This window comes from Paraburkholderia aromaticivorans (assembly GCF_012689525.1).
Classification (GTDB): Bacteria; Pseudomonadota; Gammaproteobacteria; order Burkholderiales; family Burkholderiaceae; genus Paraburkholderia; species Paraburkholderia aromaticivorans_A.
Genome location: NZ_CP051516.1, coordinates 3,182,200 through 3,206,615 on the forward strand (window position 1 = coordinate 3,182,200; position 24,416 = coordinate 3,206,615).

The following is a 24,416-nucleotide window of genomic DNA, read 5'->3' on the forward strand; positions in this document are numbered from 1 at the left end:
CGTCCTCTGAAAGAATAAGCACCTAGCTGAATTCGATGACCTTGACGGTCGCGTCCGGCCGATCGCGAAAGCGCGCCGCATCGCGCTCGATCTGCGCAAGCTGGTCCATCGCCGCCGAGCAGGCAAAGCCATATTTCTCGCGCACCCGCTCGGACGCGATACCTAGCGCCTGCCGCGATCGCGCGACGAAATCCTCCAGCTCGTAGGCCTCGCCCGGTGTGAAAAAATCGCCGATCACGAGCGAGGGCGAATAACAGTTCGCTTCGTCGCCATCGGGCCATTGAATGCGAAAGTGCATGACAGGCATCGCTACTCCTCGAATCAATGGGTAGGTACGAACACTATCGCGTCGTGCCCATGTATCGTCAAAACCGTCGCCAGTTCGAGCGTGTGCACGACGCCGCCGCGCGGGTTGACTGTGCACAACGCGCTCATGTCACGTCACCCTTCCCGACAATGAACGGCTCGCGCTGAAAATCCCACAACGTTGCAACATCGTCCCGCTGATGCAGGACCACCTGGCTCGTTGCATCAACGGAACCGATCACGGCGCAGGAGAGAGCACGCGCGTCGAACCGGGCCTGCACGGCATCGACATGCTCGGTCCGCACGGATAACAGATAGCCGAAACTCGGAAACGCGGTCACCCAGCGTTCCAGCGCCACGCCGCCGGGTTTGGGAATGCGCGCGAGATCGATCCGCGCCCCCACTCGCGAGCACTCGAGCAACATCAACGCCGTGCCGAGCGTACCCGCCATGCTGATATCTTTCGCGGCATCGCACAGGCCGCTTTCCGCCAACTGAGGCAGCAGTTCCAGATCGCCCCGCAAACGCTCGCCCGGTGCATCCACCGAAGCATTCCAGAACGGATACGGTTCTTCAAAACGGCCACGCAGATCGATCGCCATCATCAGACTGTCGCCCGGTTTCGCGTTGAAGCTCGACAGCAACGCCTTGGCGCGGCCGATAATCGACACCGCCAGTTGCGCCGCGTCGCTGCGCGTATTCGTGTGGCCGCCGACAATCGGCACACCATACGCGACCGACGCCGCCGCCATGCCCGCCAGCACCTCGTCGGCCGCGCCGATGCCCGGACTCCACAACGCATCCACCACCGCCAGCGGCCGTCCGCCCATCGCATAGATATCGCTGACGTTGACCATCACGCTGCTGTAGCCGGCAAACCACGGCATGGCGCTCACAAAATCGCTGACCATGCCTTCGATGGCGAAGAGCAGATAGCCGTCGCCATCGGCGAGCGCGGCGCAGTCGTCGCCGAGCGCCACGGCTTGCGCGAGATCGTGCGTGCCGCGAGGCAAACGCTTCGCCAGCGCGCCGACCACGTCGACGATATCGGTCTTGTGACGGAACCCACGGCTTTCGCGCAAGCTGGCGACGAGTTCGGCGACGGTCATGCCGCACTCCGCACGGGCTCGGGACGACGCGAATACGCTTGCGCTTGCGTCCGCGTGACGAAACCGCCAAAGGGCGTCACACACGGCGGATACCGGTCCAATTGCGCCTGCATCAGATGATGCGGCCTGCCCAGCAGGGTTTCCTCCGCGAGCACGTCCCAGTGCATCGCGCGAAAGAGCGGCACATTCTGGCTCTGCACATGCGCTAGGAACGTCTCACAGCCCAACGCATGTGCGCTGCTAACCGCAAGACGAATCAGCGTCGCGCCGATCTTTCCATGCCGACGAAACGCCGCGTGCACGGCGAGCCGCGAACCGAACCACACGTTGTCGTGATCGCGATGAATCCGCACGGCGCCGACCACCTGCTCAGGCATGCCGCCAAGACAACTGACGGCCACCAGTTGCTGCGCGTGCGGATCGATATCATCACGATCATCCGCGGCGAAAATGCCTTGCTCGATGCAGAACACCGCCCGCCGCAATTTGAATGCCGCTTCGGCTTCCCAATTCAACGTGGTCCACTTGATGCGGAATTCGTTCGGCGCATACGGCGCGAAATCGACGTCACCATCCAGCGCCTCGCCTGCAATCGCTTCACCGAACATGATCACTCCTCGTACGACGACAGCGACGAACACGCGCCGCATTTACCGCAGCCCGCCTTGATATCGCTCGAACGCATGGCCGCGGCGTTGAGCATGCCGCCAAGCGGCTGCAACACCGACTTCATGAATTCGGGCGTAGGCGCCGGATGATCTTCGAGCGGCGTGCCGCTGATCGGCACGAACGGCACGACAAACGGATAGACGCCCAACTCGATCAACTCGCGCGACATCGCCAGAATCGCTGCCGCGCTATCGCCGAGCCCCGCGAGAATGTACGTACTGACCTGGCCGCGTCCGAATACGGCGACGGCGGACTTGAACGCTTCCATGTAGCGCGACAGTGGCACGCTCGCCTTGCCCGGCATGATGCGTTCGCGCAAAGCGGGCGTCACCACTTCCAGATGCATGCCGAGCGTGTCGATGCCGCTCGCTTTCATGCGCGCGAACCAGCGGTCGTCGTCGGGCGGCTCGCATTGCGCCTGGATCGGCAGATCGACCGCGGCCTTGATCGCGAACGCGCTCTCGCACAGAATCTGCGCGCCGCGATCCGGCGTGGGCGGCGTGCCCGTGGTCAGCACCATATGCTTTACGCCGTCGAGCAAGACCGCCGCACGCGCCACTTCCGCGAGTTGCTCCGGCGTCTTGCGCGCAATCGTGCGGCCCGCCGCGAGCGACTGCCCGATTGCGCAGAACTTGCAACTCTTGCGCCGGCTCTCGTAGCGAATGCAGGTTTGCAATACGGTCGTAGCAAGCACGTCCGCGCTATGCAATGCGGCGATATGCGAGTACGGCACGCCGTCGAGCGTCTGCATGCCGTAGAAACGCGGCGCCTTCGGAAAGCTGATGTTGGCGATTGGAATCGTGCCGCGCAATAGCGCGCTCGACCCGCTCGCGTCCGGCGTCTGCGCGACGAATGGCGAGTGCCACGCGGTGCTCGTATGCACGGGCACCATGATCGTCACGCCGTCCACCGTTACCGCCTTGTGATCCGACGGACCCGCGCCACCGCGCCGGCTCGCCGCGCCCGCATCCGGCGACACGAGCCGCAAACCGGTCGACTGCAACTCAGTCATCAATTGCCGGCTCTGCGCCGACAGCGACTCGCTGGCGTTCATCGCATCCTCCTTCGGTTGAATTGAAATCGACACTCGATGCGGCCGGCCACGCCGGCATCGGCGCCACGGTTTCCGCGGGCCGCCGGTTGATCGCGAGACTCAGCAATTCGGGCCGCGCGTAATGACCGACCGAATCCATCATGCGTTTGCGCTTGGTGATCAAGGCCATGTCGAGATCGGCGATCACCATGCCCTCACCCTCGCGCAGCGGCTCGGCGAGATGCTGGCCTTCCGGCGACACGATCGCGGTATTGCAGCCGCCCCGCAGCGCCTTCTGCAAATTCGTATCCGGCGTCACGGAAGCAATCTGCGCCTCGGTGAGCCATCCCGTTGCATTGACGACGAAGCATCCCGACTCCAGCGCGTGATGCCGGATCGTCACCTCGATCTGCTCGGCGAAGATCGGCCCCACGAGAGAACCGGGGAACTGGCTGCAATGAATCTCTTCGTGCTGTGTCATCAACGCATAGCGCGCGAGCGGGTTGTAATGCTCCCAACAGGCCAGCGCGCCGACACGTCCAACCGCCGTATTCGCCACCGTCAAACCTGAAGCGTCGCCCTGCCCCCAGATCATCCGTTCATGAAACGTCGGGGTGATCTTGCGGCGCTTGAGGACGATCCGGCCATCCACGTCGAAGATCAACTGCGTGTTGTAGAGACTGCCGTGATCGCGTTCGTTGACGCCGAGCACCACCACCATCCGATGCAAACGCGCCTGCTCGGCCACCGCCTGCGTCACCGGGCCCGGCACGATCACGGCCTCTTCATAGAGTTTCATGTGTTCGGCGCCGGACACGACCGGTGGCCGCACGAAAGAGAAGTACGGGTAATACGGCACGAAGGTTTCGGGGAACACGATCAGTTGCACGCCTTCGCGTGCGGCTTTCCCGATGGCCTCGCAAACCTTCTCGAGCGTGCCGCCGCTGCGCTCGAAGTCGGGTGCGATCTGAACCGCTGCGGCGCGCACGATACGTTTGTCGGACATGGTGGTCACTTGCCTCTCGTCAAACTGTCGTCAGACCGTCCATGTGTGGATGACCAACGCATTGTCCTTACGGTGAAGCAACTGGATGTCGAGCACGTCGAGCGGGCTGATCGGCCGAATGCCTTCGATTAGCGAAGCTTCGCCGTGTCCATACAGCGCCTGCAGTGCGAAGCGGCACGCGTAGACCTTGCCGCCCTCTTCCATGAACTTCATCAATTGTTTGTTGAAGTTCAGGTGGCCGGGAAATGCTTCATCGCCGAGTGTCGGAAAGCCGCGCTGCAAGCCGAGCGTAACGCCCGGTCCATACAGCAGCACCGATGTTTCGAAGCCCTTACGTTGCAGGCGCGTTGCCTGCAGCATATTGACGAAACCGATCGAGCCTTCGAACGCGACCGTATGAAACGTGACGAGCGCCTTCTCGCCCGGCTCGGCTTTCACGTCTTCGAAGACTTTCTCCTCGTAGTCGACAAGGTAATCGCCTTTCTGATGCAGCGGTTTGTTGACGGCTGGCATGACACTCTCCGATCAGGTTTGCTAAGTAAAAGAGGGCGCGCGTTCAAGCTGTGCGCGCTTCTTCCAATGCAACGGCCGTGCCATTGATCGGCCGCGCGAATGCGATCAATCAGCAATCAATTCCGTCTCGATTCGAAGTGCGACTCGAAAAATTTTGGGCGCGAAGGTTGCATACGACCCAGGCAATCAGCGCGAACGCCGTTGGCGCGGCGTTACCGCACCAGCCATGTGCGATTCGCGCATACGTACGTGTCGGCGTGGTGCAGTCATTCACCACGGTCGATCAATCCGATCATTGATCGCATGCAGATGCGATCAAGTTTTTTCAACGTGAATAGAGACCCGAAACCAATGAGCAGCCCGACACATCACTGGATCAAACGTCTCGCCGACATTCGCAAGCCGGCCTATCTGGCGATTCCCGATCTGATCGAAGAAGATCTCGCCACCGGGCGGCTGCGTCCACGCGACCGCTTGCCGGGGCTGCGCGATCTCGCCCTGGAACTCGCGCTGAACTACACGACCGTGGCGCGCGCCTACGCCGAAGCACGCAAGCGTGGCCTGCTCGATTCGCGCGCGGGCAGCGGCACGTTCGTGCGCGGCCGTACAGCCACTTTGCCGCTCGCGGGTGGCAGCAGCATCGAGATGTCGATGAACACGCCGCCCGAGCCGCCCGACTACGCGATGCGGCTGCGCGAATCCGCCGCACGGCAGATGGCCGATAGCGATCCTTATCAGTTACTGCGTTATCAGGACTTCGGCGGCTCGGCGGCCGACAAGGACGCGGGCGCCGAATGGTTGAGGCGCCGTGTGCCGCATTGCGACGCACAGAACGTGCTGGTGTGCCCCGGCATCCATAGCGCGCTGGTGGCGCTCGTCTCACAGCTCGCGCGGCCCGGCGGCACCATTTGCCTCGATGCACTCGCCTACCCCGGCATCAAGGCAATCGCCGCGCAACTCGGTGTGCGTCTGCAAGCGTTGCCGCGCGATGACGAAGGGCCGCTCGCGCACGCCTTCGAGGCGCTCTGCAAGACCGACAAGCCGAGCGCGTTCTATTGCAATCCGACGCTGCAGAATCCGAGCACGCTCACGCTCACGCACAAACGGCGCGAGGCGCTCGCCGACGTGGCGCTGCGCTACAGCGTGCCGATCATCGAAGACGATGCCTACGCGATGCTGCCGCAGAACGCGCCCGATGCACTCGCGAGTTTCGCGCCCGAACTGACGTATTACGTGACTGGTTTGTCGAAGAGTTTCGGCGCCGGTTTGCGCGTCGCGCATCTGCATGCGCCGACGCCGCGACAAACGCAGCGGCTAGCCGGCGCATTGCGCGCCACCACCGTGATGGCGAGTCCGTTCACGGTCACGCTCGCGACGCAGTGGATCGTGGACGGCACCGCGGCTGACATGCTCAACGCGATTCGCAACGAGTCGCGCGCTCGCCAGGCCATTGCCTCGCGCATGCTCGAAGCGTGGCCTTACGAAGCGCATCCGGATGGCTTTCATTTGTGGTTGCCGGTGCCGATGGAAAGCGGCTGGAGCGCGTCCGAGCTCGCGTTGCAGTTGCGTAATCAGGGCATCGCCGCCGTGGCCGGCGCCGCCTTTTCGACCGATGGCAATCCGCCCAACGCCATGCGCGTCTGCCTCGGCGGATCGAAAACGCGCGACGAATGCGAAGAGGCGCTGCGCATCGTCGCGGAGACACTCGATCATCCGCATCATCTGCACTCGCCGGTGATGTGAAGCGATCCTTAGGCGACGGCAGTCAGCGTTATTGTCATATGAATACAACGCGTCGCAAGCTGTTGATAAGCGCGCAAAGACGCGCTGTTTCCGCGCGCATTGAAAAAGCCGACACGCAAGAAAAATTTCGCGTGCACTCGACACGCCGCCCCGCACGGCCCACCCGCCGTTGGTGAGCAATTGAAAGCATTTCCCGCTCAAGTCCCACATGTTGAAGCCGTATACACCGTGTGAGGCCCCCGCTTCACCGACTCCGACTCCGGCTCACCGCTCACTCCGAAAGACTCCCGACATGTTCACCTCCATTCGCGCGCGCATCGTCGCCCTGTGCGTCGCTATCGTTGTGGTCGCGCTCGCCGCCAACGCGGTTCTCAACTATGTGGTCGCCAACTCGTATAACGCCGATGCCATCGACAGCAGTCTGACTGCGGTCGAAAGCGGTCACGCGGACGGCATCGGCGACTGGGTCGCCGCCAACAGCCAGATGATCAACTCGCTACAGGACGCGGTGCTGCAGCCGGATCCATCCGCCGCGCTGAAGCAGATCGCCGCGGCCGGCAAGTTCACCAACGTGTACGTCGGCTATGCGGACAAGACGGCGAAATTCTCCGACCCGACCAACATTCCGCCCGACTACGATCCGACCGGCCGTCCCTGGTACAAGCAGGCAGCGGAAGCGGGCAAGCCGGTGGTCACGCCGCCTTACGTGGACGTAGGCACGGGCAAGCTGGTGGTGGCGTTCGCCGCGCCCGTGGTGCGCGACGGCGCGGTGAAAGGCGTGGTCTCCGGCGACGTCGCGATGGACAGCGTGATCGCCAACGTCAAGGCGATTCATCCGACGCCGGCGAGCTTCGGCATGTTGATCGATGCGAGCGGCCACATCGTCGCGCATCCCGATCCGAAGCTGACCTTGAAGCCGGTCTCCGACGTGGCGCCGGGCCTGACCAGCGACAAGCTCGCCGCCCTCTTCAGCGCCGACCGTCCGCTCGAAATGGACGTGAACGGCAGCACGAAGCTGATGCGCGCACAAGCGATTCCCGGCACGGATTGGTACGCGGTCGTCGCACTCGATAAAGCCGAAGCGACCGCCGGCATGCGTTCGCTGCTGACCGTTTCGGTGATCGCGCTGATCGTGATCGCCGGCATCGCCGCCGCGGTCGTGGCGGCGCTCACTGCCGTGTCGTTTCAGCGTCTGTCGAAAGTGCGCGATGCGATGGATGCCATCGGCTCCGGTGAAGGCGACCTCACGCAACGCCTGCCGGCCGTCGGCAACGACGAAGTCGCGCAAATCGCGCGTTCGTTCAACACCTTCATCGACAAACTCAGCCACGTGATGCGCCAGATTCGCGACGCCAGCGAATCGGTGCGCGTGGCCGCGAATGAAATCGCCGCGGGCAACGTCGATCTGTCGGGCCGCACGGAATCCGCGGCGGCGAGCTTGCAGCAAACCGCCGCGTCAATGGAAGAAATCACTTCGACCGTCACGCAATCGGCAAGCGCCGCGAAGCAGGCCGACGATACCGCGGTGTCCGCCTCGCAGGTCGCCTCGCGCGGCGGCGTCGTGATCTCCGAAGTGATTGCGACGATGGGCGAGATCCAGCATGCGTCGGTGAAGATCTCCGACATCATCGGCGTGATCGACGGCATTGCGTTCCAGACCAACATCCTCGCGTTGAACGCCGCGGTGGAAGCCGCGCGCGCGGGCGAACAGGGCCGCGGCTTCGCAGTGGTGGCCGGTGAAGTGCGCAGCCTCGCGCAACGCAGCGCGCAGGCGGCGAAGGAAATCAAGGCGCTGATCGAATCGACTGTGGCGAGCGTCACGTCGGGTTCGGGCCAGGTGCGCCAGGCTGGCGAAACGATGACGGAGATCGTCAGCAACGTCGCCAACGTGACGACCATCATTTCCGAAATCACTCAGGCCGCCAACGAGCAGACGCGCGGCATTCAGGAAGTGAACCGCGCGGTCAGCCAGCTCGACGAGATGGTTCAGCAGAACGCCGCGCTGGTCGAGGAATCCACGGCGGCGGCCGCCGCGCTGCAAAGCCAGGCGGTGAGCCTCGCAAGCGCGGTGACGCAATTCAAGCTCGACTAATCGCTACCTCTGGGACATCGCAGTGACGTTCTATAGAAATCTGAAGATCGCCGTTAAATTGGCATTGCTCGGCGCGGTGTTGCTGGCCGCGACGATGATCGTGGGTCTGGAAGGCTGGCACGCGTTGTCGAAAACGCATGCGCTGCAAATCGAGTCGGCGCAATCGCTCGGTCAATATGCGCAAGCCGCCGATACGGCGCGCGTCGCGCAGGTCGAGTTCAAGAAGCAGGTGCAGGAATGGAAGGACCTGTTGCTGCGCGGCGCCGATCCGGCCGCGTTCGCCAAATACCGTGATGCCTTCAGCAAGGAAAGCGGCACGACGCACGCCGCCCTGCTGCGCCTGAAGGATCAGTTGAGCGCATTGGGCGCGAACGTGGACGGCGTCGACAAGGCGCTCGCCACGCACGCTTCGCTGCAGGACAGTTACCTCGATGCGCTCAAGCATTACGACGCCGCCGATCCGAACACCGCGCACGTGGTCGACGCTCTCGTGAAGGGCATCGACCGCGCGCCGACCGCCGCGATCGACGACATCGTCGCCAGTGTGATGCAGCAGGCGCAGGACTCCAGCGTGCGCACGAGCGAAGCGGCGGAACGCTCCTATACGATCGCCACGGCGCTGTTGCTGTCGGTCGTGATCGGTTCGCTCGGCGTCGGTGCGTTCGCGGTCTGGTTTCTCAGCCGCAGCATCACGCTGCCGGTCAGGCAGGCCGTGGGCGTCGCGCAAGCGGTTGCGGCAGGCGATCTGCGCGCGGACGTGGCCGTGGTGAGCCGCGACGAAACCGGCCAGTTGCTCATCGCGCTCAACGACATGAACCAGCGCTTGCGGTATATCGTCAGCGAGATTCGTGAAGGCGCGACTACGATTTCGTCGGCCACGCAGGAGATCGCCGCGGGCAATCTCGATCTGTCCGCGCGCACCGAACAGCAGGCGGCCTCGCTCGAAGAAACCGCCGCGTCGATGCAGCATTTCACCGACTCGGTTCAGCGCAACGCCGCCAACGCACGCGAGGCCACCACGCTCGCGCAAACCGCCGCGCAAGCCGCACGCGAAGGCGGCGCCGTCATGAGCGACGCGGTACGCACGATGGGCCAGATCGACGCGGCGTCCAAGCGCATCGTCGATATCATCGCGGTGGTGGAAGCGATCGCGGCGCAGACCAATATCCTCGCGCTCAACGCCGCCGTCGAAGCAGCGCGCGCCGGTACGCAAGGGCGCGGCTTCGCAGTGGTGGCGAGCGAAGTGCGCAGTCTCGCGCAACGTTCCGCCGATGCCGCGCAGGAGATCAAGGCGCTGATTCGCGAGTCGGTCGCCACGATCGACGCGGGCACGCAACTGATCAATCACGCGAGCAATACGATGGACGGCGTGGTGGCAAGCGCGGGCAGCGTGACGCGCATCGTCGAATCGATCGCGACGGCAAGCGTCGATCAGGCAGCGGGTATCGCGGAAGTGAACGATGCCGTCACGCAGATGGATCAGGTGACGCAAAGCAACGCGGCGCTCGTCGAGCAAGCGGCTGCCGCAGCCGATGCGGTGCAAAGCAAGGCATCGGGGCTCGTGCAAAGCGTGAGTTTCTTCAGGCTGGGCGCCGCGGCTTGATGGGGTGGCGCCGCGCGGCGCCTGTTGTAGTGCGAGGGTGAAGCGGCGCAATGCGCCGCTTACGACTCGAAATCGAGTCCGCCGATCAACACCAGAGGATCGGCCTGCGTATGCGAGAGAAAATCCAGTTCGCGCGCATGATTCCAGGCTGCGAGCTTGCGCGGCAACGCGGCCAGATAGCCGGCGAAACGCAACGGCCCTTCCGCGCCCATCAGTCGCTCGATTTCGTCGCTGTCCCAGGTCAGATACAGATTCAGCGGATACGGGTACTGCCCCATGTCTTCGATGGGCGCCGCGTGAATCCGCACGCGAGTGGGATGCCCATGGCCGCCGTACGGCAGCACTTTGGTCTGCACGGTAGTAGCGAAGCAGGCGGCAATAGCCTCGGCGATGCGAGGCGCGAACTCTTCATCGAAACGGGCGGCACTCTCGGGACGCATTTAGGTCTCCAGCTTTATGCGTGATGAGCTGGATATCGTAGCACGCGGGTAGGCGCGCGCCTGTTGAGTCGCGGCATGTCTGCCTCGTGGTCATGCGCAACCGCAGCAGCCGCTTCGCGTCGGCCTCCCGCATCAAACCGTCTTCAGAATTCGCGGCTTCGCTTCGTTCACGGCAGCCGCCAGTTCGGGCACCGCATCGGGTGCGCTGGCGCCCTTCTCCGTACGCATCGACAGATAGCGCAAACAGCACACCCGCAAAAACGACGCGAAGTTGGTCGGCAGCTCGCCGCGCAACGCGATCAGCTCGTCATAGAGCTTCACGGCGAACTGGCTGGTCGTCATGCTCTCGCGCGCGGCGATTTCGTGCAGCACGTCCCAGAACAGATTCTCCAGCCGCACCGTGGTGATCACGCCGTGAATGCGCAACGAGCGCGTGCGCGATTCGTACAGGATCGGATCGGCGTTGATGTATATCCCACACATAACGTTTGCTCCTTGTTTCCGGGCACGCGCGCCGTGGCGCTTTTCATGCAGCCACGGCACGCCGCCCGCCTTCGTCAACATACGCCGGCCTCCGCCGCCCGACAATCGCATCGAACCCGAACGCCGCGCCTGCCCCGTCGAACCGCTTTACACCACGCGTTTATTCATCTGCCCCGCGATGTGATCCGCCTGACGGATCGCCAGCGTGACGATCGTCAGGGTCGGATTTTCCGCGGCACCGGTGGTGAACTGGCTGCCGTCCGAAATGAACAGATTCGACACTTCATGCGTCTGGCCGAAGCGGTTGCACACCCCGTCTTCAGCGCGTGCGCTCATGCGGGCGGTGCCGAGGTTGTGCGTGGACGGATACGGCGGCACGCGATACACCGTCTTCGCGCCCGCCGCTTCGTACACCGCCGTGCCCTGCTTGAACGCGTGCTCGCGCATCGCTTCGTCGTTGGGATGATCGTCGAAATGCACGTTGGCGACCGGCTGGCCGTACTGATCCTTCACGTCCGTATTCAAGGTCACACGATTGCTCTCGCGCGGCATATCCTCACCGACGATCCACATGCCCGCCGTGTACGCGTATTGATCCATCGCCTGGCTGAAGGTCGGCCCCCATGCGCCCGGATTGAGAAAGGCCGCGTAAAACGGCAGGCCGAGCGACACGGTCTCCATGTGATAGCCGCCCGCGAAACCGCGCTGCGGATTGAACACCGCTTCGTCCTCGATGATGCCGGCCATCGTGGTGCCTTTGAACATCTCCACCTTGTCGTTGAACACCGCATACACCGAGCCCGTGGTGTGACGCATGTAGTTGCGGCCCACCTGGCCCGAGCCGTTCGCGAGCCCTTGCGGGAATTTGCTCGAATGCGAGTTCAGCAAAAGCCGCGGGGTCTCGATCGAGTTGCCGGCCACCGCGACGACGCGCGCCTTCTGCCGCTGTAATTTGCCGTTGCCATCGTAGTAGAGCACCTCCTTCGCCTTGCCGCGCGCGTCGGTTTCAATGCGCACCACCTGGGCCTGCGTGCGCAACTCCATATGGCCGGTCGCCTGGGCGCGCGGCAATTCGGTGTAGAGCGTCGACCACTTCGCGCCCGTGCGGCAACCCTGAAAACAGAAGCCGCGCTGGAAGCAATGTGCGCGGTCGTCGCGCACCACGCTATTGATCGCCATGTGGCCGGTGTTGCATTCCTTGTAGCCGACTTTCATCGCGCCGGCCGACATCACCTTGAAGTTGTTGTTGCCCGGCAGGCCCGGCAAACCGTTGGTGCGCGTCACGCCCAACTTTTGCTGCGCACGGTCGTAGTACGGATCGAGCTCTTCGCGCGTGAGCGGCCAGTCGAGCAGATTGGCGTCCTTGATATCGCCGTAGGTCGTCTTCGCCTTGAACTCGTACGGCTGGATGCGCAGACTCGCGCCGGCCCAGTGCGTGGTCGAGCCGCCCACCGTCTTGCAGATCCACGCGGGCAGATTCGGAAAGTCCTTGGCGATGCGCCAGGTGCCCGACGTGGTGCGTTTGTCGAGCCATGACAGCATCTGAAACGAGCCCCATTCGTCAGTCGTGAAATCGGCCTGCGTATGCAGCTTGCCCGCTTCCAATACGACGACGTTGATGCCCTTCTGCGCCAACTCGTTGGCGAGCGTGCCACCGCCCGCACCCGAACCGATGATCACGACGACCTTGTCGTCGTTGTGCGAAAAACGCACCTTGTTGTTGTCCTGATTCATGTCTTGCCTCCGCTGTCGACCAGAGTTGGCGCTTCAGCGCTTACTCTGGTCCCATGCAACGCTGTCGGCAGGAGTTGGCGCTATAGCGCTTACTCCTGCCCCATGCAAAGCTGTCGTCGCGATTAGCTATCCGTCGGGATTGGGCCGCTGGCGGCGGCCGGCGGATTGGGCAGCCACGAGAGGCTGTTGAACCCTTTGGTCAGGTAGCCGCCGTCGCCTTCCGAAGCGCCGTAGCCGAAGTGCGCATACGCCATGGTGTTGGCGTACAGCGAAACCACCGCGGTGCTGCGTATCGTGTTGAAGAACGGCGTGCCCGCGAGCGCCGCAACGTCTTTCGCCTGGTCCGCGGGCGTGCGCTTGAGCCAGTCGGAACCCGCTTGCGCGTCGAGTTGTTTGACGCCGTCCGCAAGTTGCTGACGTACCGCCGGATCGGTTTTCGCTTTCGCGTCGAGGTCCTTGACCACCAGCGCGTAGACCGCGTTGTCGAGCGTGGGGTGCGGATAGAGCTGCCGCGTGAAGGCCAGAATCACTTCGCCCTGGTGCGTGTCGAGCCCTTGCAGTTCGAGCGCCCACGCGCGGCTCGGCGCGAATGTCGACAGCACCGACGAGAACGCCAGCGTGCCCATCAGCACACCTGTGCCTCTCAATAGCTCGCGGCGCGTGAGTGGAATGCGCAATGCGGCTGCGGCAGCATTCGCCGCGCGATGCTCGTCGCCGTGTTCATGATTGTGTTCGTGAGGATGCTCATGGCGTGCGTGATCGGACGCGACGATCGGGATGACCGTTGTCTTCATGGTTGTCTCCTGTCGACCAGAGTTGGCGCTTTTACGCCTTATTCCGGTCCCATCCAAGATGGTTGCTTGTGGGGCACTACAACTCCGCGCGGCGGCCACCGGATTACTTTTACTATTGATAGTGGCCGTAGCGTTCCAACACTTCAACTTTGTAACCGTCAGGGTCCTGAATGAAAAAATAACGCGCCAGCAACTCGCCGCTATCGTTGTGAAACTCGCGCAGATCGTTGGGCGTCATGCCGAGATCGAGCAGACGCTGCCGTTCGTTTTTCGCATCGTCGACAACGAAAGCGACGTGACCGTAGCCATCGCCGTGCGAATACGGTTCCTCGCGGCCTTTATTCCAGGTCAGTTCTATCTCGGCATCGGCTTCGGCGTTGCGCAAATAGGCGAGCGTAAAGTCCGGAAAATCGAGCCGGTGCGATACGTCGAAATTGAAAGCCTTTTGATAGAACGCGAGCGAGCGCGGCAGATCCTGCACACGGATCATCGTGTGAATGAGTTTGGCCATCGGTGTCCCCTCCTGGTTGAATCAAGTTTAGGAGGCCGCACACGCGAGTGGTAATGCACGGCTAAATCGCGCCAAAGACTTGCCCTATGTTGCAGGAGCGTCGATTGAGGGGACTTCGTTCGCGCGTCAACGGCGCAAACAGCGATGGACATGGCGTTACGTCAGATTGCATTGCAGCACGCCGGGCCATTCAAGCAGGCATGCGCCGAATGGCGTTAGGCAAAACCCGACGTCGATGTTGTGCTAACGCGTATCCGGTGAAGCCCATTCGTTTTTGCCCGATGGGCATGCACACGCGCGCCGAGTTTCCACAAGATCGGGTTTGGGCGTCTTTCTAAATGTTGTGGAGTGTAGTGCGTTATGGAATTCGATACGAAAGTCGCGATCATCGTGCTGGACGATCTCGCTGTCTGGCAAAAACTCAATGTGACCGCGTTTCTCGCGACAGGCATCGCGGGCGCCGCCCCGGAGGCCATGGGCGAGCCGTACGAGGACGCGGCGGGCCGCCGGCACGCACCGCTGCTCAGCCAGCCGATGACGGTGTATCAGGCGGACAACGCGGGTTTGCTGCGCGCGTTTCGCCTTGTTCGAGCGATTGCGTATCGCGCGTGCGGACCTTGAGCAAAATTGCGCTCTCGCCCGTCACGGTATGAATCTCCTCGACATCCGATAGCTCCTGCAGTGCCAGCAGTTGCCGCGTCACCACCCAGCTCGTCGTATCGACATGCACGAACGCACGCAGCGGGCGGTTGAGCCTCGCGGCGTCGAGCGTGGCGACGGTGGCCTTGATCACGCCTTCTTTCTTCAACGCCGGGCGCGCTCGTGGACCGCGGGCGCCGACAGAAACAGCAGCTTGCCGAGTTCCGCATAAGTGCGCGTGGCGTCTTCGGCGAGTAGCGCGAGCAGCTTGCGGTCGGTGTCGTCGAGCGAGGCCGCGCCCGGTTGGGCGCCCGCTGCCCGGAGCGCTCTGCCGCTGCGGGTGGAAGGTGGGCGCGGACCCGTGCTCACGGTTTTGCCGCGGAATTGTCCCCGTCTTGTCCGAGTCCCTCGCGCAAGGCTTTGCGGATCACCTTGCCGGTCGGCGTCATCGGCAGGCTGTCGACAAAGCGGATCTCGCGCGGATATTCGTGCGCGGCGAGGCGCGTTTTGACGTGGTGCTGGATCTCGCGCACGAGCGCCTCGTCGCCGACAAAACCGGCCTTGAGCACCACGAACGCCATCACGATCTCCGTGCGCTCGGGATCCGGCGCGCCGATCACGGCCGCCATCGAAACGGCCGGGTGACGCAGCAATGAATCTTCGATCGAAGCCGGCCCGATTCGATAACCGGCGCTCGTGATCACGTCGTCACCACGGCCGACGAAGCGGATGAAACCGTCCGCGTCGCGCGTGCCGAGGTCGCCGGTCAGCAGAAACTTGCCGCGGAATTTTTCGCGGGTCGCCGCCTCGTTGCCCCAGTAGCCGAGGAACATGACCGGATCGGGCGCGGCCACCGCGATATCGCCGATTGCGCCTTGCGGCAGTTCGTTGCCGTCCATGTCGACGATCGCGACATGATGCCCCGGCACCGCGCGGCCGATCGCGCCGAAACACGGCTCGAACAGCGCCGCACACGACGACACCACCACGTTGCACTCCGTCTGCCCGTAGAACTCGTTGATCGTCACGCCCAGCGCCGTGCGGCCCCAGCCGATCAATTCCTCGCCGAGCGATTCGCCGCCGCTTGCCACCGAGCGCAACGCGAGGCGCCAGCGTTCGGGATGTTCGACGCCGCGCATCATCTTCAGCGCGGTCGGCGGCAAAAACGTATGCGAGACCGCGTGACGCGCCATCAGATCGAACGCGGCCTGGCCGTCGAATTTCGCAAAGCGGCGCGCCAGCACCGCGACGCCGTGATGCCACGACGGCAGCAGCACGTCGAACAGGCCGCCGATCCACGCCCAGTCCGCCGGCGTCCACATCAGCGTGGCGTGCGCGGGAAAGCCCTGTTGCGACATCTCGACGCCCGGCAGATGACCGGGCAACACGCGATGCCCATGCAGCGCGCCCTTCGGCTTGCCGGTCGTGCCCGATGTATAGATGATCACCGCGGGATCGTCGGCGCCGGTGTCGGCGGGCGTGAAGCTGGCGGACGCGCCGTTCAGCGCCTGCCAGAATGAACGCACGGGTACTTGCGGATCGCCGTTGTCCTGATCGATATCCACGCTGAAGACATTGCGCAAAGCTGGCAACCCTGCGCGGATTTCGTCGACTTTCCGCACGCCCGCATGATCGGTAATCAACGCCACCGCGCCGCTGTCGCCGAGCCGGTGTTCGATCGCGTCGACGCCGAATAGCGCGAAGAGCGGCACGGCCACCATGCCAGCCTTGTAGGCGGCGAGATGCGCGACCGCCGTTTCAATCGATTGCGACAGGAAGATGCCGATGCGGTCGCCACGTTGCGCGCCCGCTGCGAGCAGCACATTGGCGAAGCGGTCGGACAGCGCCTTCAACTGGTCGAACGTGTAGCGTGTGGCGTTGCCCTCGGCGTCCTCGTAGATCAGCGCAAGGCGGCCCGAACCGTCGGCCCATTTGTCGCATACGTCGACGCCGATGTTGTAGCGCGCCGGGATGTCCCACACGAAGTTAGCCGCGAGCGATTCGTAGGTCTGGCCGTCGAGATTCATCGTGTCTGCTCCTGCAAGCCCGTCGGCGGTTGATAGCGCGGGAAGCCGTTATATTCGATCGTACGCTCCGCTTCAGCGAGCGGCCATGAATGGCGCGCGTTCGGCACGCCGCCGTCGACGCGGATCACCGTGCCGTTGATGAACGCGGACGCCTCCGACAACAGAAAGACCGCCGCGCTGGCGAGTTCCGATTCCGTGCCGAAACGCTGCAATGGCACCTTGTGCTTCAGCGTGCGCAGCAGCGCCTGGTACTCTTCGTTGTAGCTGTCCATGCCCGCTGACGCAATCCAACCGGGCGCGACCGCGTTGACTCTGACGCCGGCGTGGCCCCATTCGCATGCGGCCGTTTCGGTGAAGTTCCATACGCCCGCGCGCGCCGCGCCCGAGTGCCCCATGCCGGGCATGCCGCCCCAGATGTCCGCCAGCATGTTCACGATTGCGCCGCCGTGGTTTTGCATCCATTGGGTATAGCACTCGCGTGACATCAGAAACGTGCCGTGCAGATTGTTGCGCACGACCGCGTCCCAGCCGTTCAAGGAGATCTTTTCGAGCCTGGCGGGGAATTGGCCGCCGGCGCAGTTGAAAAGACCGTCCACGTGGCCCAGATCCGTGATGATCGAAGCGATCGTTTCACGGACCTGCTGCTCGTTGCGGATGTCGCAGGAGTAAATCTTGTGGCCGTTGGCGGAGGATGGATGATCCGCGGCCAGTTCGGCTTGCACCGCTTTCAGCTTGCCTTCGCTTCGGCCGACTAGCGCCAGGGTCGCCCCTAAAGATGCGAGTTCGTGAGCCGTGCATCGGCCAAGCCCGCTGCCCGCGCCGGTGACGATGACCACCTTGCGGGCGAAAAGACCTTCGCGGAAAACTGAACGATAGCCGCTGGATGGCGGCGAGGTGCTCGACGAAGCTGCGGGCATTCGGGTGTCTCCTCCATGTGCTGCGCTTTCGATGTTTTCTGAGTTTAGCTCAAGTTTTATCAGCGCGTTGTTGTCACCCTCAATTTTCTTTCCATTATTTCCTGCTTGGCATTTCCTTAATTTTTGAGCTAGGCTCAATTCGAACCCACTCAACTTCCCGCGCGGCACCCATCCTCGCGCCTTCATCGAGCGCCCCGGCCAGATCGGCAACCGGCCGCGAACGTGGCCGCGCCAACGCCGCGTTCAGCTTGTCCCGATCCAGTTCCTTCTCCCACGCCGCAATCACAATCGACGCCACGCCATTGCCCATCGTATTGGTCAGCGCCCGGCACTCCGACATGAAACGGTCGATGCCGAGAATCAGCACCATCGCCGTCACCGGCACGGTCGGCACCACGGAAAGACTCGCGGCCAGCGTGATGAAGCCCGCCCCCGTGACGCCCGTCGAACCCTTGGACGTCAGCATCGTCACCGCCAGCAGCGTGATTTCCTGAGCGATCGTCAAATGCGTGTTGGTGGCCTGCGCGAGAAACAGCACCGCGAGCGTCATGTAGATATTGGTGCCGTCGAGATTGAACGAGTAGCCGGTCGGCACCACGAGTCCGACAATGCCGCGCGAGCAGCCGAGCCGTTCGAGCTTCTCCATCAATTGCGGCAGCGCGGCTTCCGACGTGGAAGTGCCGAGCACGATCAGCAACTCGTCCTTGATATACACGACGAAGCGCCACAAGCTGAATCCGCATGCTCTCGCAATCAAACCAAGGCCGCACGAGACGAACAGAAACGCGGTCAGATAGAACGTGCCGATCAGCTTCATCATCGGCAGCAAGGAGACGATGCCGTATTTGCCGATCGTGAATGCAATCGCGCCGAATGCACCGATCGGCGCGAGGCTGGTGATCATCCGCACGATGCGGAAGAACGTTTTCGACAGCAGTTCAACGAGGCCGATCAGCGGTTTGGCGGGTTCCCCCATCATCGCGAGCGCGGTGCCGAACAACATCGCGATCAGCAGCACCGGCAAAATATCGCCCTGCGTGAAAGCGCCGGCGAACGTGTCGGGAATGATGTGCATGAAGAAGCCCGCGAGCCCTTCGCCGTGTGCGGCTTGCGCGGCATAACCCGCGATCGCGCCGGCATCGAGCGTGGCGGGATCAACATTGAAGCCAGCGCCCGGCTTCAGCACATGCGCGGCGAGCAGGCCGATCGCCAGTGCGAGCGTCGACACCACCTCGAAATACAGCAAGGCCTTGCCACCGACGCGCCCGACCTTGCGCATGTCGTGCATGCTGGCAATGCCGGTCACGACCGTGCAGAAAATCACCGGGCTGATGATCATGCGCACGAGTTTGATGAAGGCGTCGCCGAGCGGTTTCATCGCCACGGCGTCCGCGGGCAGAAAATGCCCCAATGCCACGCCGATCACGATCGCCACGATCACCTGCACGTACAGCACCTTGTAGAGCGGCTTGCGTTTCATGTCTCCTCCGTTTTTGAGGGCAAAGCGCGTCCCTTCCCGTCTGGTGGGGAATCTGTCACGCGCAGTTCGTTGAATGGCGGCGCAAGGGCCGCCGGGGGCGTTACAACACGGCGGCCCAGCTATGCCGTGCGAAATGGGCCCGCTCGAATGCTTCGATGTCGTGCAATGAAGCGAGCGTCAGATCGATGGTGTCCATGCCTTCGACCACCATCCGTTTATGGCGAGCGCCTAAAGGAAAAGTGAACATGCGTCCCGTCGTGGACGTCACCGTTTGCCGTTCGATATCAATATGCAGCGGCGCAGCGGGTTGTGTGGCTGCGTCGTGCAAGAGGACATCTATCTCGTCGCGTTCAAGTTGCACGAGCAGCAGACGATTGTTCATCGCGTTCGAATAGAAGATCTCCGCGAAGCTCGGCGCGATGACCGCCTCGAAACCGGATTGCTGAAGTCCCCACACCGCGTGCTCGCGGCTCGACCCACAGCCGAAGTTCGAGCCGCCGATCAGAATCCGCGCGCCGCGATACGCCGGCTGATTCAGCACGCAATCGCTACGCGGCTCGCCTTGCGCGTCGAAACGCAAGTCGTAGAGCAAGCCTTCCTTGAGCCCGGCTTTGTCGATGATGCGCAGGAACTGCTTCGGCATGATCTGATCGGTATCGAGGTTTTCGATGGGCAATGGCGCGGCAGTGCCGTGAATTTCAGTGAGTCTCATGACTGCGTCTCCAGCGTGCGGACGTCGGTGATGCGTCCGGTCAGTGCAGCCGCCGCGGCCATCGCGGGGCTCATCAAATGGGTGCGGCCGCCGCGGCCCTGGCGTCCTTCGAAGTTGCGGTTGGTGGTCGATGCACACCGTTCGCCGAGCGCCAGAAAATCGTCGTTCATCGCGAGACACATGGAGCAGCCCGGCTCGCGCCATTCGAAGCCGGCCTCGCGCAACGCGGCTGCGATGCCTTCGGCTTCCGCCTGGCGCCGCACGCTGCCCGAACCGGGCACGACCATCGCGCGCACGCCTTGCGCGACGTGGCGGCCCGCGACGATCGACGCGACGATGCGCAGGTCTTCAATGCGTCCATTGGTGCAGGAACCGATGAACACGCGATCGATCGGCGTCCCGGCAATCGGCTGGTCCGCGTCGAGGCCGATATAGTCGAGCGCGCGGCGCAACGCGGCGGCGGCTTCCGGTGTCTTTTGCGCGGCCGCGACGGGAATCCGTTCGTCGACGGCAATCGCCTGGTCGGGACTCGTGCCCCACGTGACGAACGGCGCGATATCGCGCGCATCGAAACGATGCTCGCTATCGAAGGGCACGCCCGGGTCCGATTTCAGTTCGCGCCAGTCGTTCATCGCGGCGCGCCACGCGGCCTCACCGAGCGACGTTGCGTGTGCGCGGACGTAGTCGAACGTGGTGGCATCGGGTTCGATCAGCGCGGCACGCGCGCCCGCTTCGACGGTCATGTTGCACAAGGTCATGCGCGCTTCCGCCGACAGCGACGCGATGGTCGAACCGGCGAATTCCACCGCGTAGCCGCGCGCGCCCTGCGCGCCGATGCGGCTGATGATCCACAGAATCAGATCCTTCGACGAAGTACCGTACGGCAACGCGCCCTCGATCGTGATGCGCATGGTCTGCGCGACGCGATACACCAGGGTCTGCGTGGCGAGCACATGCTCGACTTCGGACGTGCCGATACCGAAACCCAACGCGCCGAGCGCGCCATACGTGGTGGTGTGGCTATCGCCACACAACACGACCATGCCCGGCCGAACCAGCCCGCGCTCGGGCGCGACGATATGTTCGATGCCTTGCAGCGGATCGTTCGCCGCATGCAGCGCGACGCCGGCCTCCGCGCAATTGCGCGCCAGGTTATTCGCCAGCAGCAACGACGAGGCATCGCGAATCACCCGCGGCGATTCCGCATGCGTCGGAATGATGTGACTGACCACCGCGAGCTGCTGCTTAGGCCGGCGCACGCGCCGCGTTTTCGCGGCCAGCGCGCTGAATGCCTGCGGACTGGTGTATTCGTTCATCAGATGCAGATCGACGTACAGCAGCACATTCTGCTCATCGACACGCGTGACGACATGCGAATCGACCAGCTTCTGGTAAAGGGTTTGTGTTGACATGATGAAGGTCCGCGCAATCAGGACAGCAAAAACGGAAGGACGCGTTCGAGCAGTAACTCGGGCGCTTCCTCGGGAATGTAGTGACCGCACGGCAACGCTTCGCCGCTCACATTGGCCGACCACTTTCGCCATTCGGCCAGCGGCTCGAAACATTGTTCGATCACGCCTTGCGCGCCCCACAACGCCAGGAAATCGCATTCGATCTTCTGCCCTTCAGCCAGCGACGCGCGATCATGATCGAGATCGATCGTGATGCTCGCGCGATAGTCCTCGCAGATGCCGTGCGCGGTGCCGGGGTCGCTCAGGCAGCGCAGATATTCGGCGTAGGCCGCGTCGGTGAAGGGTGCGAGCCCGGCGCTGCGCGCGCCGATGGTCTGCTTGAGATAAAGGTCGGGATCCGCGCGAATCAGCGTCTCGGGAAACGGCGCGGGACGCACGAGAAAGAACCAGTGCCAGTAAGCACGCGCGAAATCGAACGAGGTCTGTTCGTACATCGCGAGTGTCGGCGCGACGTCGAGCGTCACGAGTCGCGTCACGGTCTGCGAATGATCGAGCGCCATGCGGGCGGCCACGCGTCCGCCGCGATCGTGACCGAGCACGGCGAAGCGGTCGAAACCTTGCGCGCGCATCAGGGCGACCTGATCGGCGGCCATGCGGCGCTTGGAATAGTTGCCGTGGTCGTGGGTGCCCTGCGGTTTGCCGCTGTCGCCGTAACCGCGCAAATCCGCGGCGATCAGCGTGAAGTGTCGAGCCAGCGTCGGCGCGACCCTGTGCCAGATCGCGTGGGTCTGCGGATGGCCGTGTAACAACAGCAATGCCGGCCCGCTCCCGCCGCGTATTGCGTTGATGCGGATGCCGTCGACTTCGGCCGACGCGTCTGTGAAACCTTCAAACATCATTGCCTCCCATGTTTGAATGAAGTCTAATTGATGCCTGCAGCGATATGGTTTCTCTTAACGCAATCCGGAATTAACTTTTAGGAACGAATCGATGGACGGCTTTTCCGACCTGAATCTGTTCGCGCTGGTGGCGCGCCATCGCAATCTTGCCGCTGCCGCACGCGAACTCGGCGTCACGCCGCCGTCCATCAGCAAGCGGCTCGCGCAACTCGAACAACGCCTCGGCGTGCGGCTCGTGAACCGCACCACGCGGCGCGTGAGTCTGACGGCGGAGGGCGAGATTTATCTGGCGAATGGCTCGCGCATCCTCGACGACCTCGCCGAACTCGAACAACTGGTCACCCAGAGCCGCGCCGAACCGGCCGGTCTGTTACGTGTGAACGCGTCGTTCGGTTTCGGCCGCGCGCACATCGCTCCGGCAATTTCGCGTTTCAGCGAGCGGTTCCCATCGATGAAGATTCAGTTGCATCTGACGGATCGGCCTGTGAGCTTGCAGGAAGAAGGCTTCGATCTTGGGATTCGTTTCGGCGAAGTGCCGGATGCGCGCATCAATGCGCGTTTGCTGCTGAAGAACCAGCGCGTCGTGTGCGCGTCGCCGGCTTATGTGAAGCGGCACGGCGCACCGCAAATGCCGCACGATCTCACGCGCCATGCCTGCCTCGTCTTACGCGAAAACGAATCGGCGTACGGCACGTGGCATTTTTCGCGCGGCAAGAAATCGGAGACGGTGAAGGTGGACGGTCCGTTGAGCAGCAACGACGGCAGCGCCGTGCTGAAGTGGGCGCTCGATGGCCGCGGTGTCGCCGTGCGCTCGGCGTGGGAAATCGCGGGACATCTACGGCGCGGGGAACTGGTGCCGCTTCTCGCCGAGTGGACCTTGCCGAACGCGGACATTCACGCGATCTATCTGGAGCGGCATCGTCTGTCGGCCAAGCTGAGGACGTTTATCGATTTTCTCGGCGACGAGTTGCGCGAGAGTGTTCAGGCCACATAGCGAGACGTGCGCTCACCCTGCCCGCTTATTCCGCTGTTGCGCCCGGCTAGCGCGCCAGCGCAGCAGAAACCCGACGAGCGCGGCGAAGGCGGCAGTGGCCGCATAACCGGCGAGGCGAATCGCGTCTTCGCTCGGCAAGCGGGAGATCAACAGAACGACTACGGCGAGTGCCAGCACGGCTAGAAGCCCGATGATCCATTTCATCTCTTGTCTCCGCTTTTTTGCGTAGCATACCCGCGCGAAGCGCAAGATGAACGTCGTCGTTTACGTGGGCAAGCCTCTGCCCGTGCCATGCGCCTGCTGCAAAATGAAATCGATGAACGTCGACGCCGCGCGCGTGTGATGCCGGTTCGGCATATACAGCATGTACATGTGCGTGCCGAAGATGCTCAAGCGCCATTCATCGAGCGCGGTCACCACGTCGCCGCGCCGCAGATCGTCCTGCACCACATAGTCCGGCACGAGGCCCACGCCAAGTCCGGCGAGCACCGCCTGGCGCAAGAACAGAAAATTCTCGGAGATGATGCTCGGCTCCAGCAGCACTTCATGCCGTTCGTCGCGCAGATAAGCGGCTACGCGCAGTTGCCGGCCGACCACCGCCGCCGTAATCAGCGGCGCCGTGCGCAGGTCGTCGAGTCGCGCCGGCATGCCGTGTTTTTCAGCGAAGTCCGGCGACGCGCACGCCACGTACCGCACCGGCCCCATGTCGCGCGCGACGAGGTTTTGCGGCGGCTCGGACATCACGCGCACGGCAATATCGACTTCATCGCGCATCAGGTCTTCGACGCGGTTCTCGAACATCACATCCAGCACGATGCCCGGATAAAGCCGCTTGAACGCGATCAGCCAATCCGACATGACGAGTTGCCCGTAACCGCTCGGCACGCTCAGCCGCACGCGCCCCTGCAGGCTCTGCCCGAGCGTGGTGACGGATTCGCGCGCGGCGAGCAGCGCGTTCTGGATGGTGCGGCCATGTTCGTAGAGTTGCAGGCCGATTTCGGTCGGCTCGACGCGGCGAGTGGTGCGCCTCACCAGTTGCAGCCCGATGGAGCGCTCCAGCTGGTTCAGGTGATAACTCACATTCGCACGGCTCATTTTCAGCCGGCGCGCGGCTTCGCTGAGATTGCCCGCGTCCAGAATGTCCACCAGCAGGGTCAGGGAATTGACGTCCATGGCGGCGCCTTTGTCAAAGAAACTTTGACAGTCTGTCAACCGTCCATGTAATTGTCAATAAACCTTGACCGACCGACAATCGCAGAACTCGCCAGACCCGGCATGCTTTGCCATGCGACCCATCACA

General features: G+C 63.1%; 23 protein-coding genes and 2 pseudogenes. 5 read left to right on the forward strand and 20 right to left on the reverse strand.

The window, feature by feature from the left end; all coding sequences use genetic code 11:
- Positions 1–22: 22 nt before the first annotated feature.
- From HF916_RS42455 to HF916_RS42480, 6 genes are all read right to left on the reverse strand, one after another.
- Positions 23–307, reverse strand: coding sequence for an MSMEG_0570 family nitrogen starvation response protein (locus HF916_RS42455; RefSeq protein WP_168794638.1), 285 nt, complete (start codon positions 305–307; stop codon positions 23–25).
- A gap of 124 nt (positions 308–431) precedes the next feature.
- Entirely contained in the window at positions 432–1,415 is a 984-nt protein-coding gene (locus tag HF916_RS42460; protein ID WP_168794639.1) for a sll0787 family AIR synthase-like protein, read from the reverse strand.
- The gene (locus HF916_RS42465) at positions 1,412–2,023 is read right to left on the reverse strand and encodes an MSMEG_0567/Sll0786 family nitrogen starvation N-acetyltransferase (protein WP_168794640.1); all 612 of its coding nucleotides are present in this window, start codon (positions 2,021–2,023) and stop codon (positions 1,412–1,414) included. The genes HF916_RS42460 and HF916_RS42465 overlap by 4 nt, the downstream gene beginning before the upstream one ends.
- A 2-nt stretch (positions 2,024–2,025) precedes the next feature.
- Positions 2,026–3,096, reverse strand: coding sequence for an MSMEG_0568 family radical SAM protein (locus HF916_RS42470; RefSeq protein ID WP_116119592.1), 1,071 nt, complete (start codon positions 3,094–3,096; stop codon positions 2,026–2,028).
- Positions 3,089–4,123 (reverse strand): Nit6803 family nitrilase, encoded by a 1,035-nt coding sequence (locus HF916_RS42475; protein ID WP_168795838.1) that lies wholly within the window; start codon positions 4,121–4,123, stop codon positions 3,089–3,091. The genes HF916_RS42470 and HF916_RS42475 overlap by 8 nt, the downstream gene beginning before the upstream one ends.
- A gap of 30 nt (positions 4,124–4,153) precedes the next feature.
- Entirely contained in the window at positions 4,154–4,636 is a 483-nt protein-coding gene (locus HF916_RS42480; RefSeq protein ID WP_168794641.1) for an MSMEG_0572/Sll0783 family nitrogen starvation response protein, read from the reverse strand.
- A gap of 351 nt (positions 4,637–4,987) precedes the next feature.
- Here HF916_RS42480 and HF916_RS42485 point away from each other — a divergent pair, with 351 nt between their 5' ends.
- From HF916_RS42485 to HF916_RS42495, 3 genes are all read left to right on the forward strand, one after another.
- Positions 4,988–6,379: a PLP-dependent aminotransferase family protein gene (locus tag HF916_RS42485; protein WP_168794642.1), complete on the forward strand. Its 1,392-nt coding sequence runs from the start codon at positions 4,988–4,990 to the stop codon at positions 6,377–6,379.
- 292 nt (positions 6,380–6,671) lie between these two features.
- Positions 6,672–8,471 (forward strand): methyl-accepting chemotaxis protein, encoded by a 1,800-nt coding sequence (locus HF916_RS42490; RefSeq protein WP_168794643.1) that lies wholly within the window; start codon positions 6,672–6,674, stop codon positions 8,469–8,471.
- A 22-nt stretch (positions 8,472–8,493) separates the two neighbouring features.
- Positions 8,494–10,074, forward strand: a complete 1,581-nt coding sequence (locus HF916_RS42495) for a methyl-accepting chemotaxis protein (protein WP_168794644.1) — start codon at positions 8,494–8,496, stop codon at positions 10,072–10,074.
- 59 nt (positions 10,075–10,133) lie between these two features.
- Here HF916_RS42495 and HF916_RS42500 read toward each other — a convergent pair whose 3' ends face one another.
- The 5 genes from HF916_RS42500 to HF916_RS42520 form a co-directional block, all read right to left on the reverse strand.
- Positions 10,134–10,514, reverse strand: a complete 381-nt coding sequence (locus HF916_RS42500; RefSeq protein ID WP_168794645.1) for a DUF5594 family protein — start codon at positions 10,512–10,514, stop codon at positions 10,134–10,136.
- 132 nt (positions 10,515–10,646) lie between these two features.
- Positions 10,647–10,997, reverse strand: a complete 351-nt coding sequence (locus tag HF916_RS42505) for a ribbon-helix-helix domain-containing protein (protein WP_168794646.1) — start codon at positions 10,995–10,997, stop codon at positions 10,647–10,649.
- A 147-nt stretch (positions 10,998–11,144) separates the two neighbouring features.
- A complete protein-coding gene (locus HF916_RS42510) occupies positions 11,145–12,731 on the reverse strand; it encodes a GMC family oxidoreductase (protein ID WP_168794647.1) in 1,587 nt (528 codons plus the stop codon).
- A gap of 122 nt (positions 12,732–12,853) precedes the next feature.
- Entirely contained in the window at positions 12,854–13,525 is a 672-nt protein-coding gene (locus HF916_RS42515; RefSeq protein WP_168794648.1) for a tat (twin-arginine translocation) pathway signal sequence, read from the reverse strand.
- A gap of 112 nt (positions 13,526–13,637) precedes the next feature.
- A complete protein-coding gene (locus HF916_RS42520) occupies positions 13,638–14,036 on the reverse strand; it encodes a VOC family protein (protein WP_168794649.1) in 399 nt (132 codons plus the stop codon).
- Positions 14,037–14,396: 360 nt separating this feature from the next.
- On the opposite strand from HF916_RS42520, the pseudogene HF916_RS42525 reads away from it, so the two are divergent.
- Positions 14,397–14,618 (forward strand): annotated as a pseudogene (locus HF916_RS42525) (DUF2000 family protein); the annotation flags it as partial.
- A gap of 1 nt (position 14,619) precedes the next feature.
- On the opposite strand, the pseudogene HF916_RS42530 reads toward HF916_RS42525, so the two are convergent.
- The 7 genes and pseudogenes from HF916_RS42530 to HF916_RS42560 all read right to left on the reverse strand — a co-directional run.
- Positions 14,620–15,044, reverse strand: a pseudogene (locus HF916_RS42530) (Lrp/AsnC family transcriptional regulator); the annotation flags it as partial.
- Positions 15,041–16,702: an acyl-CoA synthetase gene (locus HF916_RS42535; protein WP_168794650.1), complete on the reverse strand. Its 1,662-nt coding sequence runs from the start codon at positions 16,700–16,702 to the stop codon at positions 15,041–15,043. The pseudogene HF916_RS42530 and the gene HF916_RS42535, both read right to left, overlap by 4 nt.
- Positions 16,699–17,619 (reverse strand): SDR family oxidoreductase, encoded by a 921-nt coding sequence (locus HF916_RS42540; protein ID WP_168794651.1) that lies wholly within the window; start codon positions 17,617–17,619, stop codon positions 16,699–16,701. Before HF916_RS42540 ends, HF916_RS42535 begins: the two co-directional genes overlap by 4 nt.
- Positions 17,620–17,713: 94 nt before the next feature.
- Positions 17,714–19,099, reverse strand: coding sequence for a dicarboxylate/amino acid:cation symporter (locus HF916_RS42545; protein ID WP_168794652.1), 1,386 nt, complete (start codon positions 19,097–19,099; stop codon positions 17,714–17,716).
- A gap of 100 nt (positions 19,100–19,199) precedes the next feature.
- Positions 19,200–19,811, reverse strand: coding sequence for a 3-isopropylmalate dehydratase small subunit (gene leuD / locus HF916_RS42550; RefSeq protein ID WP_168794653.1), 612 nt, complete (start codon positions 19,809–19,811; stop codon positions 19,200–19,202).
- Positions 19,808–21,223 (reverse strand): 3-isopropylmalate dehydratase large subunit, encoded by a 1,416-nt coding sequence (leuC, locus tag HF916_RS42555; protein WP_168794654.1) that lies wholly within the window; start codon positions 21,221–21,223, stop codon positions 19,808–19,810. Before leuC ends, leuD begins: the two co-directional genes overlap by 4 nt.
- A 17-nt stretch (positions 21,224–21,240) precedes the next feature.
- Positions 21,241–22,119, reverse strand: coding sequence for an alpha/beta fold hydrolase (locus HF916_RS42560; protein WP_168794655.1), 879 nt, complete (start codon positions 22,117–22,119; stop codon positions 21,241–21,243).
- A gap of 94 nt (positions 22,120–22,213) precedes the next feature.
- On the opposite strand from HF916_RS42560, the gene HF916_RS42565 reads away from it, so the two are divergent.
- Positions 22,214–23,116, forward strand: a complete 903-nt coding sequence (locus tag HF916_RS42565) for a LysR family transcriptional regulator (protein ID WP_168794656.1) — start codon at positions 22,214–22,216, stop codon at positions 23,114–23,116.
- Positions 23,117–23,128: 12 nt separating this feature from the next.
- On the opposite strand, the gene HF916_RS42570 is transcribed toward HF916_RS42565, so the two are convergent.
- Together HF916_RS42570 and HF916_RS42575 are read right to left on the reverse strand one after the other, a co-directional pair.
- Positions 23,129–23,320: a hypothetical protein gene (locus HF916_RS42570; RefSeq protein WP_168794657.1), complete on the reverse strand. Its 192-nt coding sequence runs from the start codon at positions 23,318–23,320 to the stop codon at positions 23,129–23,131.
- A 60-nt stretch (positions 23,321–23,380) separates the two neighbouring features.
- Complete coding sequence (locus HF916_RS42575; protein ID WP_168794658.1) at positions 23,381–24,289, reverse strand: LysR family transcriptional regulator; 909 nt, start codon at positions 24,287–24,289, stop codon at positions 23,381–23,383.
- Between the last annotated feature and the right edge of the window lie 127 nt (positions 24,290–24,416).

Bases quoted from the DNA above. Each gene is read 5' to 3' on its own strand.
- HF916_RS42455 (WP_168794638.1), bottom strand. From the start codon at position 307: ATGCCTGTCATGCACTTTCGCATTCAATGGCCCGATGGCGACGAAGCG.
- HF916_RS42460 (WP_168794639.1), bottom strand. From the start codon at position 1,415: ATGACCGTCGCCGAACTCGTCGCCAGCTTGCGCGAAAGCCGTGGGTTC.
- HF916_RS42465 (WP_168794640.1), bottom strand. From the start codon at position 2,023: ATGTTCGGTGAAGCGATTGCAGGCGAGGCGCTGGATGGTGACGTCGAT.
- HF916_RS42470 (WP_116119592.1), bottom strand. From the start codon at position 3,096: ATGACTGAGTTGCAGTCGACCGGTTTGCGGCTCGTGTCGCCGGATGCG.
- HF916_RS42475 (WP_168795838.1), bottom strand. From the start codon at position 4,123: ATGTCCGACAAACGTATCGTGCGCGCCGCAGCGGTTCAGATCGCACCC.
- HF916_RS42480 (WP_168794641.1), bottom strand. From the start codon at position 4,636: ATGCCAGCCGTCAACAAACCGCTGCATCAGAAAGGCGATTACCTTGTC.
- HF916_RS42485 (WP_168794642.1), top strand. From the start codon at position 4,988: ATGAGCAGCCCGACACATCACTGGATCAAACGTCTCGCCGACATTCGC.
- HF916_RS42490 (WP_168794643.1), top strand. From the start codon at position 6,672: ATGTTCACCTCCATTCGCGCGCGCATCGTCGCCCTGTGCGTCGCTATC.
- HF916_RS42500 (WP_168794645.1), bottom strand. From the start codon at position 10,514: ATGCGTCCCGAGAGTGCCGCCCGTTTCGATGAAGAGTTCGCGCCTCGC.
- HF916_RS42505 (WP_168794646.1), bottom strand. From the start codon at position 10,997: ATGTGTGGGATATACATCAACGCCGATCCGATCCTGTACGAATCGCGC.
- HF916_RS42510 (WP_168794647.1), bottom strand. From the start codon at position 12,731: ATGAATCAGGACAACAACAAGGTGCGTTTTTCGCACAACGACGACAAG.
- HF916_RS42515 (WP_168794648.1), bottom strand. From the start codon at position 13,525: ATGAAGACAACGGTCATCCCGATCGTCGCGTCCGATCACGCACGCCAT.
- HF916_RS42520 (WP_168794649.1), bottom strand. From the start codon at position 14,036: ATGGCCAAACTCATTCACACGATGATCCGTGTGCAGGATCTGCCGCGC.
- HF916_RS42535 (WP_168794650.1), bottom strand. From the start codon at position 16,702: ATGAATCTCGACGGCCAGACCTACGAATCGCTCGCGGCTAACTTCGTG.
- HF916_RS42540 (WP_168794651.1), bottom strand. From the start codon at position 17,619: ATGCCCGCAGCTTCGTCGAGCACCTCGCCGCCATCCAGCGGCTATCGT.
- HF916_RS42545 (WP_168794652.1), bottom strand. From the start codon at position 19,099: ATGAAACGCAAGCCGCTCTACAAGGTGCTGTACGTGCAGGTGATCGTG.
- leuD (WP_168794653.1), bottom strand. From the start codon at position 19,811: ATGAGACTCACTGAAATTCACGGCACTGCCGCGCCATTGCCCATCGAA.
- leuC (WP_168794654.1), bottom strand. From the start codon at position 21,223: ATGTCAACACAAACCCTTTACCAGAAGCTGGTCGATTCGCATGTCGTC.
- HF916_RS42560 (WP_168794655.1), bottom strand. From the start codon at position 22,119: ATGTTTGAAGGTTTCACAGACGCGTCGGCCGAAGTCGACGGCATCCGC.
- HF916_RS42565 (WP_168794656.1), top strand. From the start codon at position 22,214: ATGGACGGCTTTTCCGACCTGAATCTGTTCGCGCTGGTGGCGCGCCAT.
- HF916_RS42570 (WP_168794657.1), bottom strand. From the start codon at position 23,320: ATGAAATGGATCATCGGGCTTCTAGCCGTGCTGGCACTCGCCGTAGTC.
- HF916_RS42575 (WP_168794658.1), bottom strand. From the start codon at position 24,289: ATGGACGTCAATTCCCTGACCCTGCTGGTGGACATTCTGGACGCGGGC.